Source organism: Yersinia frederiksenii ATCC 33641 (genome assembly GCF_000754805.1).
Classification (GTDB): Bacteria; Pseudomonadota; Gammaproteobacteria; order Enterobacterales; family Enterobacteriaceae; genus Yersinia; species Yersinia frederiksenii.
The window spans coordinates 2,904,094-2,917,719 of record NZ_KN150731.1 but is presented as its reverse complement, the minus strand read 5'-3'; the positions used below and the strand labels follow the sequence as shown (position 1 = coordinate 2,917,719).

The following is a 13,626-nucleotide window of genomic DNA, read 5'->3' as shown; positions in this document are numbered from 1 at the left end:
AGTGTGCAGGAGTCTGCATGATGGCAACAGGCACGCTGCCCGATGCTGGGCAGATCCTCAATTCTCTCATTAATAGCATTCTGCTATTGGATGACTCACTGGCTATTCATTATGCCAATCCCGCAGCCCAGCAACTTCTGGCGCAAAGCTCGCGTAAACTTTTCGGTACACCCTTACCTGAGTTATTAGGTTATTTTTCCCTGAATATTGCCCTTATGAGGGAAAGTCTGGGATCGGGACAAGGTTTCACCGATAACGAAGTGACATTGGTCGTTGATGGCCGGGCGCATATTTTATCGCTGACCGCGCAGTCACTAGCGGAAGGTTTTATTTTGTTGGAAATGGCACCGATGGATAATCAACGTCGGTTAAGCCAAGAACAATTGCAGCATGCACAACAAGTTGCCGCTCGTGATTTGGTGCGTGGATTAGCGCATGAGATAAAGAACCCGTTGGGCGGCTTACGTGGCGCCGCACAATTATTGTCAAAAGCCTTGCCCGATCCAGCCTTGCTAGAATATACCAAAGTGATTATTGAGCAGGCTGACCGTTTACGTAATTTGGTTGACCGTCTATTAGGCCCACAGCGGCCCGGTCAGCATGTTACACAAAGCATCCATCAGGTTGCTGAACGCGTCTGCCAGTTAGTCTCTCTGGAAAAGCCGGATAACGTGACGTTAATCCGTGACTATGACCCAAGCTTGCCTGAGCTGGCTCATGATCCAGACCAGGTTGAACAAGTGCTGCTGAATATCACCCGCAATGCATTACAAGCTTTGGGTGAAGCCGGTGGCACCATCACGCTTCGTACCCGTACGGCATTTCAGATAACACTGCATGGCATGCGCTATCGTTTAGCGGCCCGAATTGATATCGAAGATGATGGCCCAGGCGTGCCAACGCAATTACAAGATACCGTGTTCTATCCGATGGTCAGTGGTCGCGAGGGGGGGACTGGGCTTGGCTTATCTATTGCCCGCAATCTTATCGATCAGCATTCGGGTAAAATTGAATTTAACAGTTGGCCGGGACATACCGAATTCTCGGTCTACCTGCCTATTCGCCAGTGAGGTTTCTATGCAACGAGGGATAGTCTGGATCGTCGATGACGATAGCTCCATCCGCTGGGTGCTTGAGCGCGCGCTGACTGGAGCAGGTTTAAACTGTGCGACATTCGATTCCGGTAATCAGGTGTTGGATGCTTTGGCGACGCAAACCCCGGATGTGTTGTTATCAGATATCCGTATGCCTGGTATGGATGGATTGGCCCTGCTGAAACAGATTAAGCAGCGCCACCCAATGCTTCCGGTCATCATAATGACTGCGCATTCTGATTTAGACGCCGCAGTTAGCGCCTATCAGCAAGGGGCGTTTGATTATCTGCCAAAACCTTTTGATATTGATGAGGCTGTGGCACTGGTTGAACGAGCTATCAGTCATTATCAGGAACAGCAGCAACCCGCACGCACTCAACCCGCCAGTGGCCCGACTGCCGATATCATCGGTGAAGCTCCGGCGATGCAGGATGTGTTTCGCATCATTGGCCGCTTGTCGCGCTCCTCTATCAGTGTGCTGATTAATGGTGAATCGGGTACCGGTAAAGAGTTGGTCGCCCATGCATTACACCGCCATAGCCCTCGCGCCAAAGCACCGTTCATTGCGCTGAATATGGCGGCAATCCCAAAAGACTTAATTGAATCTGAGCTGTTTGGCCACGAAAAAGGGGCTTTTACCGGCGCCAATCAGGTGCGTCAGGGCCGCTTTGAACAAGCTGATGGCGGCACTCTGTTTTTAGATGAAATCGGTGATATGCCGCTGGATGTGCAAACCCGCCTGTTGCGCGTTCTGGCTGATGGCCAGTTTTATCGGGTCGGGGGATATGCCCCGGTCAAAGTGGATGTGCGCATCATTGCGGCAACCCACCAAAATCTAGAGCTGCGCGTTCAAGAAGGGAAATTCCGTGAGGATTTATTCCATCGGCTCAATGTGATTCGAGTCCATTTGCCTCCGCTGCGTGAACGCCGTGAAGATATTCCACGTTTAGCCCGCTATTTCCTTCAAGTGGCTGCGAAAGAGTTAGGGGTGGAGGCCAAAAATCTGCATCCTGAAACGGAAGTCGCGCTAACTCGCCTGCCTTGGCAGGGTAACGTGCGCCAACTGGAAAATACCTGTCGCTGGCTGACAGTGATGGCGGCTGGGCAGGAAGTTCTGATTCAGGATTTACCTTCTGAGTTGTTTGAAACCAGTACGCCAGATGCTTCTGGTCAGCGGATGCCAGATAACTGGTCAACGCTGCTGGCACAATGGGCGGATCGCGCACTGCGTTCTGGCCATCAGGATTTGTTGTCAGAAGCACAGCCGGAGATGGAGCGCACACTGTTAACTACCGCATTACGCCACACTCAAGGGCACAAGCAAGAAGCTGCGCGCCTATTGGGCTGGGGCCGCAATACATTAACGCGTAAGTTGAAAGAGTTGGGGATGGAGTAGTTGAGAAGAGAACTATTCTGACTTTAGTTGCCCCTCAGGGCGATTATTATATACCCAATAGATTTCAAGTTGCAGATAGGCGGCAATATAATGAACCCAAGGAGTTGAGATAACTCAATGACTTGGGTGAGTAGTGGAAGCCAACAACTCTGCATCTTGAAGATCGGGTAAAACCACTGAGGGGAATATCGTCAGATCACGCGGGAGAACTGCTGCCGGCGAGCCTGTTTACGTAAATAAATGTCGAAACACATACAAATATTACGAATGAGTAACCGCCCACGCGGCGTCACACGAATACCTTTGTCATCTCGATCCACCAGCCCATCTTGTTCAAACGGTGCTAACAGCTCAAAATCTTCAGCAAAATAATCTGCAAAACGAATGCCATAATGCTGTTCAATTGGTTGATAACTGATTTGGAAATTACAAATCAGTGTTTTAATCACATCACGACGTAAGCAGTCATCTTCGGTCATGGTCAGGCCACGCCATAATGCATTGCCACGCTGTTCGACCACGGCATAATAGGTCTTTAAATCTTTTTCATTCTGAGCATAACTGTCACCCAACATACTGATCGCTGATACTCCCAACCCAAGTAAGTCACTCTCACCTTGGGTGGTATAGCCCTGGAAATTACGATGTAATTTACCGTCACGCTGGGCAACCGCCAACTCATCATCTGGTCGGGCAAAGTGATCCATACCAATAAATTGATAGCCGGATTCAGTTAAGAAGCTAATGGTATGCTGCAAAATATCCAGCCGCTGCTCAGCAGTGGGTAAATCAGCATCTTTGATTTTACGCTGCGCGGCAAACAGGCTCGGCAAATGGGCATAATTGAAGACACTCAGGCGATCAGGGTTGAGTTCAACCACCCGTTTAAGCGTAAAAGCAAAGCTTTCTGCTGTCTGTTTTGGCAAACCATAAATCAAATCAATATTAGTGGAGTTAAAACCCAAGGCTTTGGCACGGGCAATGAGTGCAAAGATAAAGTCTTCATCTTGCTCACGATTAACCAGCCGTTGCACCTCTTTATTGAAGTCCTGCACCCCCATGCTCAGGCGGTTAAAGCCTTCGGCACGAAGATGGTCAAGAACATCCAACTCAATTTCACGTGGATCGACTTCAATTGACTGCTCTGCGCCGGGCAGAAAATCAAAGTTTTCACGTAACAGATTCATCAAATGAGTGATTTGCGTTTTATTCAGATAGGTTGGCGTGCCGCCGCCCCAGTGCATCTGGCTAACCTGACGCCCGGCAAACAGTACCGCACGCTGGCGGATCTCTTTTTCCAAGACCACCAGATATTCATCAGCTTTATGTTGCTGACGCGTCACCAGCTTATTGCAACCACAGAAGTAACAAAGCTTATGGCAAAACGGGATATGCACATACAGCGACAAAGGGCGCTGCGGGTAACGTTTCACCGCCTGCTGAAAAGCAGATTCATTGTAATCTTCACTAAACTCAAGCGCAGTGGGGTACGAAGTGTAACGCGGCCCTGAATAATTATATTTTTGAATCAGGGACAAATCCCAAACTATAGCGTGCTCAGACATATTTATTCCTTCCGATATTTTCGCTTACCGGGCCGGTTAGGGGGCAGATGTTTTCGTTGTCTGGCCGCAGCAGCGCTGCGCAATCGTGACCTACGTTGCGACAGCCGCCATAGTTTACCCAATAACCACAATAGATAACATGTCAGTAGTAGGGCTATTGTCGGGATCACCCACTGCATACTTTAAAATTCGTCTTTTGGATTACCGCTCTTCAGTAATTTTAGAATATCTTCCTGCTTTTCTTCTTTCTCTTCGTCATCTTCATCGTCACCCAACTCAATACCCAATTGTTCCATCAGGGCATCGATACGGTCTAATGTCAGATCAACATAAGCCTGGTCTTCTTTGCTCAATACTTCGTCGTTATCCAAACGATCCAGTAATGCATCCAGACGCTCGTCGTTTTCCAGCTTAGTCAGCTCTTCTTCCGGCGTCAGACGTGGCTTAGCTTCGACTTTTGCTACCAGCTTAGTGGTTGGCTTAGCTTTGACCTTGCTATCAATCACCAAAGGCACAGGCACTTTGCTGCCAATCCGTGGATCTTTCTCTTGTGTTTGGGCCTGACCTTTTTTATTGCTGCCTTCCACATTGGTTCTCGCCCCAGAGCGATTGCCACTGTGTCTCTTCTGACGCTTACGCTCGCGTGCTTCTATATCAAGCTCTACACGGGTCTTTTTGTGACGCTTTGGCGTCGCGGTGCCTTTGGGGGCGGCACTATTAGTGCGTGGTGCTTTATTTGGCTGCTTCATAACCTGTGCTCTTAAATGAGTATGGGATCGGATTTAGTATAGGATTGGGCCGGAATCTAGCAGAAAGCAGAGAAAGAAAAAAGGCGGCAGATTAACCTGTCGCCTTTTTTCGCACCTTCTGCGGAAGGATATCCTTACAGCGCACTCCCTGCACTTAGTTAACATCCCGGTTTCTCCCTTCTGCAATGTGCCATCCTTGCCATCCCTCCAACCTTGAAGGCGACTCACCCAGCACTCCGGCCTGTATCCATACACATCCTGTTAAATAAGCTCCCTATATCATCCCTGGCTCACAGTATATCCATTACATTCCTTAAGCATAAGCCACTCTTCCTGAGTGATTAAGCTCCTTGCCAGCGCATCCCGCACTGTTTAAAGCATAATCAGTTATTTGTTTTTATTCGAAAAAACATGACGAAAAAAAACTAACCGTTGATAATGATAGCGCATATTTAATAAAGTTTTTCTTAACAGTTTATAAATGATAAGCCATTAACTTTATCTACAATGACCGTCAACTCACAAAAATTAGAATTGACCGGAAAAAACAGGAAAAGAGATGCGTTAGCCCCTCTGTAGCTTCAAGTACTAAAGGGATAAATATAAACCCCCTTTTTTCTGCCTGATGCAGTTATAATCGCTCCATGTAAGCAATCTCTCACGGAGACGACAAATTTTGACCATCAGAAACTATAACTATCACATGACTCACTTCGTCATCAGTGCTCCGGATATTCGCCATCTGCCACGTGATGAAGGTATTGAAGTGGCATTTGCTGGCCGCTCGAATGCAGGTAAATCAAGTGCTCTCAATACGTTGACCAACCAGAAAAGTTTGGCCAGGACCAGTAAAACGCCAGGCCGTACTCAGTTGATTAACTTATTTGAAGTGGTTGAGGGTGTACGTTTGGTCGACTTACCGGGATATGGCTATGCCGAAGTCCCGGAAGAGATGAAACTCAAGTGGCAACGTGCATTAGGGGAGTATTTACAGAAACGTAACTGTCTGAAAGGATTAGTGGTGTTGATGGATATTCGCCACCCGTTAAAAGATTTGGATCAGCAGATGATCACTTGGGCGGTAGCGGTAGGAACTCCGGTTCTTTTATTACTGACCAAAGCGGATAAGCTGGCTTCAGGTGCTCGTAAAGCCCAATTGAACATGGTGCGGGAAGCAATCATTCCATTTATGGGTGATATTCAGGTTGAAGCTTTCTCATCATTGAAAAAGATTGGCGTTGATAAGTTACGGGAAAAACTGGATACCTGGTTTAGCGAAATTCCACCCGAAGTCATGATTGACGAGTATGACGACGAAGGCGAGTAATCAATAAAGCAGCCCACAAGGGCTGTCTCTCGGCCCATCAAACCTATCCATCCTGCCAGCAAAAGCCCAATAAAAAACGCCCCAGTCAATAAATGACTGGGGCGGCTAATATACAGCCAAATCCGATTACGTGAAGTAAAAGGTCTGAAAGATAGAACATCTTACCTCTGTACCCTACATCTGTAACTCTACATCATTTTTTCGCAGGGCAAAAGAATTTTTTGTTGTATAGTTACACAAATTGTCACGATTCAGCGCACAACATCCCCGCATTATCACTCTTAAATGTAGCTTAATTACATAAAATGCTTTATTTATCACCACTTACTCGCACAACTAGTGAGCCTGATCCCAGTTATCACCCACACCGATATCTACCTTCAATGGCACCGCCAGTTGCATACTCTGCTCCATCAGCTCACGAACTTTCTGTTCAGTACTCTCTAATACACTTTCATGCACCTCAAACACCAATTCATCGTGTACTTGCATGATGACCCGAACCTTTGGTTCCGGCTCTTGTTGTAACCAGGCATCCACAGCAATCATGGCGCGCTTGATAATATCAGCAGCCGTACCTTGCATCGGCGCATTGATAGCCTCACGTTCAGCAGCTTTACGACGAGTGGCATTACGTGAGTGAATCTCCGGTAAGTAGAGACGACGCCCATCCAGCGTGGTGACGTAGCCTTGATCCGCCGCTTGCTTGCGCGTGCGCTCCATATACTCCAGCACACCAGGGTAACGCTCAAAATAGAGATCCATATAGCGCTGGGCTTCCCCACGTGGAATATTCAACTGCCGCGCCAAACCAAATGCACTCATGCCATAAATCAGACCAAAGTTAATTGCCTTGGCACTGCGGCGCTGTTCATGAGTGACTTTTTCCAGCGGTAAGCCGAAAACTTCAGCTGCGGTAGCGCGGTGAATATCTTTTCCAGCCGCAAATGCCGCCAGTAATCCTTTGTCCTGCGACAGATGAGCCATGATGCGCAGCTCAATCTGTGAGTAGTCAGCTGCCATGATGCGGTAACCTTTTGGTGCAATAAAAGCCTGACGTATACGACGCCCTTCTTCATTACGTACCGGAATATTTTGCAGGTTAGGATCACGAGATGACAAACGTCCAGTCGCAGTGACCGCCTGATGATAAGAGGTATGCACTCGCCCGGACACCGGGCTAATCATCAGTGGAAGCTTATCGGTATAGGTACTTTTCAGCTTGGCCAAGCCGCGGTACTCAAGAATGACTTTCGGCAGAGGGTAATCTAGCGCCAATTCTGCCAGCACCTCTTCATTGGTCGAAGCCGCACCACCAGGGGTTTTCTTCAAGATAGGCAGTTTTTGTTTTTCATACAAAATCACCTGTAGCTGCTTTGGAGAGGCGAGGTTAAACGGCTCTTCAGCCAATTCGTGCGCCTGTTTTTCCAGTTCATCAAGCCGAATAGTGAGTTCTTTGGAGTGAGCCGCCAAGATATTTTGGTCAATTAAGACGCCTGTTCGTTCGATACGGGATAAAACCGGCAACAGCGGCATCTCGATTTCTTGGAATACCTGCTTCAGACCTTCACTTTGTTGTAATTTCGGCCATAGCACCAAGTGCAGTTGTAGAGTGACATCGGCATCTTCTGCAGCATAAGGGCCAGCTTGTTCTAACGCAATTTGGTTAAAAGTCAGCTGATTTTTACCCTTACCAGCAATCTCTTCAAAGGTAATGGTTTTATGGTTGAGATAGCGCTCTGCCAAGCTGTCCATATCATGTCGGCCTGCAACGCTGTTTAAAACATAAGATTCCAGCATGGTATCGAAAGCAATGCCACGCAGATTTATGTCATAACGTGCCAGCATACTTTGGTCAAACTTGAGATTCTGACCGACTTTAAGGGCCTTATCGTCTTCCAATAATGGTTTAAGCTGGGCCAGAACCCAATCACGATCAAGCTGGGCAGGGGCATCCAGATAGTCATGTGCTACAGGCAAATAAGCGGCCTCACCCGGAGCAACAGCAAACGAAAGACCAATCAGATTACTGCTGAGGGTATCAAGGCCATCAGTCTCAGTATCAAACGCGAAAACTTCAGCTTTTTTAAGGCGCTCAATCCAGTCAGCTAAAGATTTCTCATCCAGAATAGTTTGATAATTATCTTGTGATAACACAGCAGTAACTTCAGCTGCGGCAACTGGTTCTGAGGTGACAAAGGCTCTATTATTGGTCTGCGCTGTTGGCCGGTCTTTTTTACCCTCCAGCCATTTACCGGCTTCAACATCTGCCAACCAGCGCTTAAATTCATAACGGCTGAACAGCTGATGCAATTGGTCATCATCCGGTGGTGAGACTTTCAGCTCATCACAGGTTATGTCCAATTCAACATCCGTCTTAATGGTGGCTAATTTATAAGAGAGATAAGCAACATCTTTATTCTGCTCTAACTTGGCAGACATGGTTTTAGCACCACGGAATGTCAATGTGGATATTTTGTCTAAATTACTGAACAGCGCATCCAACCCACCCAAACCTTGCAATAAAGCCTGAGCTGTCTTTTCGCCAACCCCCGGTACTCCCGGAATATTGTCGGAGGAATCACCCATCAGGGCCAGAAAATCAATAATCAGTTCAGGAGGAACGCCATATTTTTCGCACACTTCCTGTGGCCCTAAAATAGCGTTATTCATTGTATTGATGAGAGTGATATTTGGCGTAACTAATTGCGCCATATCTTTATCACCAGTACTGATTAATACTGCATGACCTGCTTTTTCAGCTTCCTGTGCCAAAGTACCAATAACATCATCGGCCTCAACACCAGAAACCACCAATAAAGGTAACCCCATCGCCTTAACCATTTGGTGAAGCGGCTCAATTTGAGCCCTTAAATCATCAGGCATTGGTGGACGGTGGGATTTATATTCAGCAAAAAGTTCATCACGGAATGTTTTGCCTTTAGCATCGAACACCACCGCCACATGGCTTGGCCGATATTGTAGCAACAGACTGCGTAGCATGTTCAACACACCGTACATTGCACCAGTAGGTTCACCACTGCCGTTGGTTAGCGGCGGGAAGGCATGGTAAGCACGATAGAGGTAAGAGGAACCGTCAACGAGGATCAATGGGTTTTCTGCAATCTGGGCCATAGGGTTTCTTCATCTTTATTTAGCAAGGTCTGACGCTAAGAATGCCATAGCTAGCTGCAAGAGACGAATTTTAGCGTCCATTCTTGTGCGAAGCTGAGCATTTTTACATGAAGATCCATAGGATCTAACCTGTGGATAACTTTGTGTGTAAAAACGTGTATATTTTATATCTGTTGGAGATGCCTTGGATTCGTAATGTTTAAAACCATAATAATCATTGTGTTACAGTTATTTCTTTTTTATTTTTCTGTCATTATTTCTTTATCTAAATTGTGGATATTACTTATTCAGTCACCTGCGTAAGGTAAATAAATTTTACTTATGGTAAATTTTTCGTCACTACCTTATTTATTACTAACCACAACCTATTCTTATCTTTTAGCCCCGCAAATATCGGCAATTACCTATCACTGAAATAGATAAACCAACCATAAGCAACACCATAATAAATAATAGTTAGTATTATCTAATATGCCTGTCACATTAGATAATATGATAATTCTATGGCGAATGAGAGAAACAGACTTGAAGCCAGGCAGATATTAAGTCAATAAAAAGAGGGATGAATAAATCCATCCCTCTTTTTTTACTCTTATTTTTGAGTCAGTAGGAACTTAACGACATCCGCATACTGTTTAACATAGTTATCCATTGAGCTGGTATCCATGCCATCGTTCTTAATCATATATTTGCCATTAACAAACATGGCTGGCACACCACGTAATTGTAAATCTTCAGCTGCTTTTTGCTGCTGAACAACCAGTGATTTAACCACAAAGCTGTTTAATGCCGCATCGTAGTCTTCGCCACTCACACCCGCTTTAATAAATACGTTACGGATATCATTAGGAGTTTGTACTGTTTGGGTTTTCTGTACACCTTCAAACATCAGTGGCGTCACTTTCTCCTCAACACCCAACGCCATCGCGACAGCCCATGCCTGGGTTAGTTCTTTACCCAATGGGCCAAGGAATTCAACATGATAACGGGTCATTTTAACCCCTTCAGGCAGTGCTTTTTTGACTGTCTGAGGAACATGGTAAATCTCTTCAAATTGATAACAGTGTGGACAATAGAAAGAGAAAAACTCTAAAACCTGAGGCTCGCTAGTAACTGGTTTGTTTAACGTCTGGTATTGGGTACCATCAGTAAATTGTGCGGCCGATGCACTAAATGCCATCACCATGCCAACGAGTGCTAACCATACATTCTTCATACTATAACAATCTCCATTATCTTAGCTTTAGTACATTGGCATCAGCTGCAAAGGGGGTGCCTGCAACAGCTTAACCTGCTCGGTAAATGAGGCAGTCTGCTGTAACCAAAAATCAGACTCCGCCATCCACGGAAAACTTTTAGGAAATGCCGGGTCCTGCCAACGTCTGGCGACCCATGCAAGGTAATAAACCATCCGCATTGCGCGCAAAGGTTCAATCAGTGCGAGTTCCCGCTGATCAAAATCAGCAAACTCACCATAGGCTTCTAACAAAATATCTAACTGGATTAATTGCTCACTGCGCTCCCCATGTAGCAACATCCAAAGATCCTGAATTGCAGGGCCGTTTCTCGCATCATCAAGGTCAACAAACATCGGCCCATCACGCCACAGAATATTACCTGGATGGCAGTCGCCATGTAACCGTAATGGTTGCCAGTCGGTATGCCAATACTGCTTTATGGTACTTATCAGTAAGTCAGTCGCCACCAGAAACTTATCTCGCTGTTTTGCTGGTACCAATTCACTGCTGGCCAGCAACTGACGTGGCTCAGTCAGATATTCCTCGATACCGATCGTTGAGCGGGCAACAAAAAGACTATCGCGACCCACTTGGTGAATGCGCCCCAGAAAGCGGCCAACCCATTCTAATTGGTCAAGATTATCTATCTCATACTGACGCCCGCCCACACTTGGAAAGACGGTAAAGAAAAAGCCACCATGAGTATGTAAGGTATGCCCTTTAAGCGGCAATGGGGCAATAACCGGGATCTCGGACTCCGCCAAATCAATGGAAAACTGGTGCTCCTCAATGATTTGCTCGCTGCTCCAGCGCTCAGGGCGATAGAACTTCACCACATACCGTTTACGGTCTTCATCCATAAACTGATAAACGCGGTTCTCGTAGCTATTAAGAGCAGTTAACCCTGAATCCACTCGTAACCCTACCCCTTCAAGGGCATCCATAATCAGGTCAGGAGACAACGTCTGAAAATTAAAAGCAGAGCTGTTCATAACAACATTCAGTCTATATAAGTGACAGCGGCTCGCTGAGAATAAGAAATAGTATCATCAAAGCCCCTATCTACGCAGACAGGAGTATGTCTAATCTTTAATGATGCCACGAGCACGCAAGATGGCTGTTTTGAAGTCCTCTTCATAATCTTTTTTCAGACCAGGAATAGCTTCTGTTGATGCTGAGCCACGCATTTTTAGATGATAAATAAGAATATCGTCTGTTAGTTCTGAAAGTTCGCCTTCAAAACCCGCTTCGGCTGACAACTTTTGTAAAAACTGCACCAGATTTAAATCAGGATCTTGCTGCCAGGCCGGATGTAAGAGCTCAATCAGTTCATTAACGCGATGACATTTCATAGCAAATTTATCCTATTCAAAAATATGCTGACAAAGTAACAGGGATATTCACACAGTGAAAGAGAGCCTATTGTCAATAAAAGTAAATCCTGACGTATTCTCCTATTTAAAGATACAATTCGTCTGCTAGTTGAATACAACGGAGTGATAGAAATGCAGCCCAATATTACCGGTATTATTCTTGCAGGAGGTCGTTCATCCCGAATGGGGGGAAACGATAAAGGACTTATTCCTCTTCATGATAAACCGTTGTTTCAATATGTAGTTGATCGACTTAAACCTCAAGTGAGTCATGTACTGATTAATGCTAATCGTAATCAGGAGCGCTATCAAGAGAGTGGTTTTCCTGTCATTAACGATGTCATTACCGGCTTTGTAGGCCCATTGGCGGGCATGCATGCGGGATTGAGTCATTCCTCTACTGAATGGGTTGTATTCGTTCCCTGTGACGTCCCAATGCTCCCTACCTATTTAGTGTCTCAACTTTGGCAAGGTAAACAGCAAGCATTAGCGGCTTATGCCCATGATGGTGAGCGAGCACATCCAACATTAGCGCTAATGCATGTGAGTTTGAAACCACTGTTGGCTGAATATTTAGCAAATGGTGATCGCAAACTAATGATATTTATGGATAGTATCCATGCCCAACCCGTAGTATTTAGTCAGCAACGCAACCCATTCAGTAATCTCAATACACCTGCAGATTGCGATTTATGGGAACAAGGTAACAGGGGGGAGTTATGAATCAAAAAGTACCGCCACTATTAGGAATAGCTGCATACAGTGGTACAGGGAAAACAACATTACTAAAAAGGCTGATTCCCTTGCTACAACAACGCCAGGTCCGGGTAGGTTTGATCAAGCATACGCATCACAATATGGATATTGATACACCGGGCAAAGATAGTTATGAGTTACGTAAGGCGGGCGCTCATCAAACTTTGGTCGCTAGCGATTGTCGTTGGGCATTAATGACGGAAACACCAGAACAAAAACCGTTGGATCTTCGCTACCTGGCCAGCAGGTTAGATACCGCAACTATCGATTTAATCCTAGTTGAAGGTTTTAAACACGAACCAATCGATAAAATAGCACTCTACAGAGAAGCGGTGGGTAAACCTTTCTCTGGTTTGATTGATAGCTATGTTATTGCTTTAGCAAGCGATAAACCGATTGATACCCTATTGACACAACTAGATATTAACCAGCCAGAGCAAATCGCAGAGTTTATTTGCCACTGGCTTAAAATGAACCCATCAGGGTCATAAAAACAAAAAGGCCACCTGCTAGGGTAGCCTTCTCTTACTCTTCACGCGATGCGTCAATATCCACGGCCAATAACTCTCTCGGCGGTTTTTCCTACTCTATACGCCTCATTTCTGGATGAGACTCACCCCTTCGGGGCCTGTGCATCCGCTGTTCTAACCGATCATAATACTCATATTGTATTTTGTTTTAAGTCCAGACATAAAAAAAGCCCTCTGCGCAGCAGAAGGCTTTCTCTTGCATCCCAAATCCCACACAGCAAAAACCCCACGCTTTTGGCATGGGGTCTCGGCTAAATTTGATGCCTGGCAGTGTCCTACTCTCGCATGGGGAGACCCCACACTACCATCGGCGCTACGGCGTTTCACTTCTGAGTTCGGCATGGGTTCAGGTGGGTCCACCGCGCTATGGCCGCCAGGCAAATTCTGTTTCAATCAACCCGCCACATGATGTCTATCACGCAGCCAGCCAATTCAATCTGTAAACATCGCTGAAAATCAATTC

The 13,626-nt window shown here is 46.0% G+C and carries 11 protein-coding genes, 1 rRNA gene and 1 pseudogene; 5 read left to right on the top strand and 8 right to left on the bottom strand.

Annotation, left to right across the window (positions count from 1 at the left end; translation table 11 throughout):
* Positions 1–20 precede the first annotated feature (20 nt).
* Positions 21–1,070, top strand: a complete 1,050-nt coding sequence (gene glnL / locus DJ58_RS08880) for a nitrogen regulation protein NR(II) (RefSeq protein WP_032912147.1) — start codon at positions 21–23, stop codon at positions 1,068–1,070.
* 7 nt (positions 1,071–1,077) lie between these two features.
* On the top strand, positions 1,078–2,490 hold the full coding sequence (gene glnG / locus DJ58_RS08885; RefSeq protein WP_004712544.1) for a nitrogen regulation protein NR(I): 1,413 nt from the start codon (positions 1,078–1,080) through the stop codon (positions 2,488–2,490).
* 191 nt (positions 2,491–2,681) lie between these two features.
* On the opposite strand, the gene hemN is transcribed toward glnG, so the two are convergent.
* Positions 2,682–4,055: an oxygen-independent coproporphyrinogen III oxidase gene (gene hemN, locus DJ58_RS08890; RefSeq protein ID WP_004712543.1), complete on the bottom strand. Its 1,374-nt coding sequence runs from the start codon at positions 4,053–4,055 to the stop codon at positions 2,682–2,684.
* Positions 4,056–4,237: 182 nt separating this feature from the next.
* Positions 4,238–4,804 carry a Der GTPase-activating protein YihI gene (yihI, locus tag DJ58_RS08895; protein WP_032913252.1) on the bottom strand — a complete coding sequence of 189 codons (567 nt, stop codon included), beginning with the start codon at positions 4,802–4,804 and terminating at the stop codon, positions 4,238–4,240.
* A 676-nt stretch (positions 4,805–5,480) separates the two neighbouring features.
* Between yihI and yihA the strand changes: the two genes are divergently transcribed.
* Positions 5,481–6,131, top strand: a complete 651-nt coding sequence (gene yihA, locus DJ58_RS08900; protein WP_032912141.1) for a ribosome biogenesis GTP-binding protein YihA/YsxC — start codon at positions 5,481–5,483, stop codon at positions 6,129–6,131.
* Between the two features lie 115 nt (positions 6,132–6,246).
* On the opposite strand, the pseudogene spfP reads toward yihA, so the two are convergent.
* The 5 genes and pseudogenes from spfP to DJ58_RS08920 all read right to left on the bottom strand — a co-directional run.
* Positions 6,247–6,291 (bottom strand): annotated as a pseudogene (spfP, locus tag DJ58_RS24200) (small protein SpfP); the annotation flags it as partial.
* A gap of 176 nt (positions 6,292–6,467) precedes the next feature.
* Entirely contained in the window at positions 6,468–9,266 is a 2,799-nt protein-coding gene (gene polA / locus DJ58_RS08905; protein WP_004712539.1) for a DNA polymerase I, read from the bottom strand.
* A 592-nt stretch (positions 9,267–9,858) separates the two neighbouring features.
* Positions 9,859–10,482 carry a thiol:disulfide interchange protein DsbA gene (dsbA, locus tag DJ58_RS08910; protein WP_032912139.1) on the bottom strand — a complete coding sequence of 208 codons (624 nt, stop codon included), beginning with the start codon at positions 10,480–10,482 and terminating at the stop codon, positions 9,859–9,861.
* A gap of 27 nt (positions 10,483–10,509) precedes the next feature.
* On the bottom strand, positions 10,510–11,496 hold the full coding sequence (locus DJ58_RS08915) for a serine/threonine protein kinase (RefSeq protein ID WP_004712537.1): 987 nt from the start codon (positions 11,494–11,496) through the stop codon (positions 10,510–10,512).
* A 90-nt stretch (positions 11,497–11,586) separates the two neighbouring features.
* Positions 11,587–11,856 (bottom strand): YihD family protein, encoded by a 270-nt coding sequence (locus DJ58_RS08920; RefSeq protein ID WP_004712536.1) that lies wholly within the window; start codon positions 11,854–11,856, stop codon positions 11,587–11,589.
* Between the two features lie 153 nt (positions 11,857–12,009).
* Here DJ58_RS08920 and mobA point away from each other — a divergent pair, with 153 nt between their 5' ends.
* Together mobA and mobB are read left to right on the top strand one after the other, a co-directional pair.
* Entirely contained in the window at positions 12,010–12,600 is a 591-nt protein-coding gene (gene mobA, locus DJ58_RS08925; RefSeq protein ID WP_004712534.1) for a molybdenum cofactor guanylyltransferase MobA, read from the top strand.
* Positions 12,597–13,124 (top strand): molybdopterin-guanine dinucleotide biosynthesis protein MobB, encoded by a 528-nt coding sequence (gene mobB / locus DJ58_RS08930; protein WP_032912137.1) that lies wholly within the window; start codon positions 12,597–12,599, stop codon positions 13,122–13,124. Before mobA ends, mobB begins: the two co-directional genes overlap by 4 nt.
* A 301-nt stretch (positions 13,125–13,425) precedes the next feature.
* Here the strand turns inward: mobB and rrf are convergent.
* Positions 13,426–13,541 (bottom strand): 5S ribosomal RNA (rrf, locus tag DJ58_RS08935).
* Positions 13,542–13,626 lie beyond the last annotated feature (85 nt).

Excerpts from the sequence above, each read along its gene's own strand:
- yihI (WP_032913252.1), bottom strand. The coding sequence starts at position 4,804 with ATGAAGCAGCCAAATAAAGCACCACGCACTAATAGTGCCGCCCCCAAA.
- DJ58_RS08920 (WP_004712536.1), bottom strand. The coding sequence starts at position 11,856 with ATGAAATGTCATCGCGTTAATGAACTGATTGAGCTCTTACATCCGGCC.
- polA (WP_004712539.1), bottom strand. The coding sequence starts at position 9,266 with ATGGCCCAGATTGCAGAAAACCCATTGATCCTCGTTGACGGTTCCTCT.
- hemN (WP_004712543.1), bottom strand. The coding sequence starts at position 4,055 with ATGTCTGAGCACGCTATAGTTTGGGATTTGTCCCTGATTCAAAAATAT.
- glnG (WP_004712544.1), top strand. The coding sequence starts at position 1,078 with ATGCAACGAGGGATAGTCTGGATCGTCGATGACGATAGCTCCATCCGC.
- DJ58_RS08915 (WP_004712537.1), bottom strand. The coding sequence starts at position 11,496 with ATGAACAGCTCTGCTTTTAATTTTCAGACGTTGTCTCCTGACCTGATT.
- glnL (WP_032912147.1), top strand. The coding sequence starts at position 21 with ATGGCAACAGGCACGCTGCCCGATGCTGGGCAGATCCTCAATTCTCTC.
- mobA (WP_004712534.1), top strand. The coding sequence starts at position 12,010 with ATGCAGCCCAATATTACCGGTATTATTCTTGCAGGAGGTCGTTCATCC.
- dsbA (WP_032912139.1), bottom strand. The coding sequence starts at position 10,482 with ATGAAGAATGTATGGTTAGCACTCGTTGGCATGGTGATGGCATTTAGT.
- mobB (WP_032912137.1), top strand. The coding sequence starts at position 12,597 with ATGAATCAAAAAGTACCGCCACTATTAGGAATAGCTGCATACAGTGGT.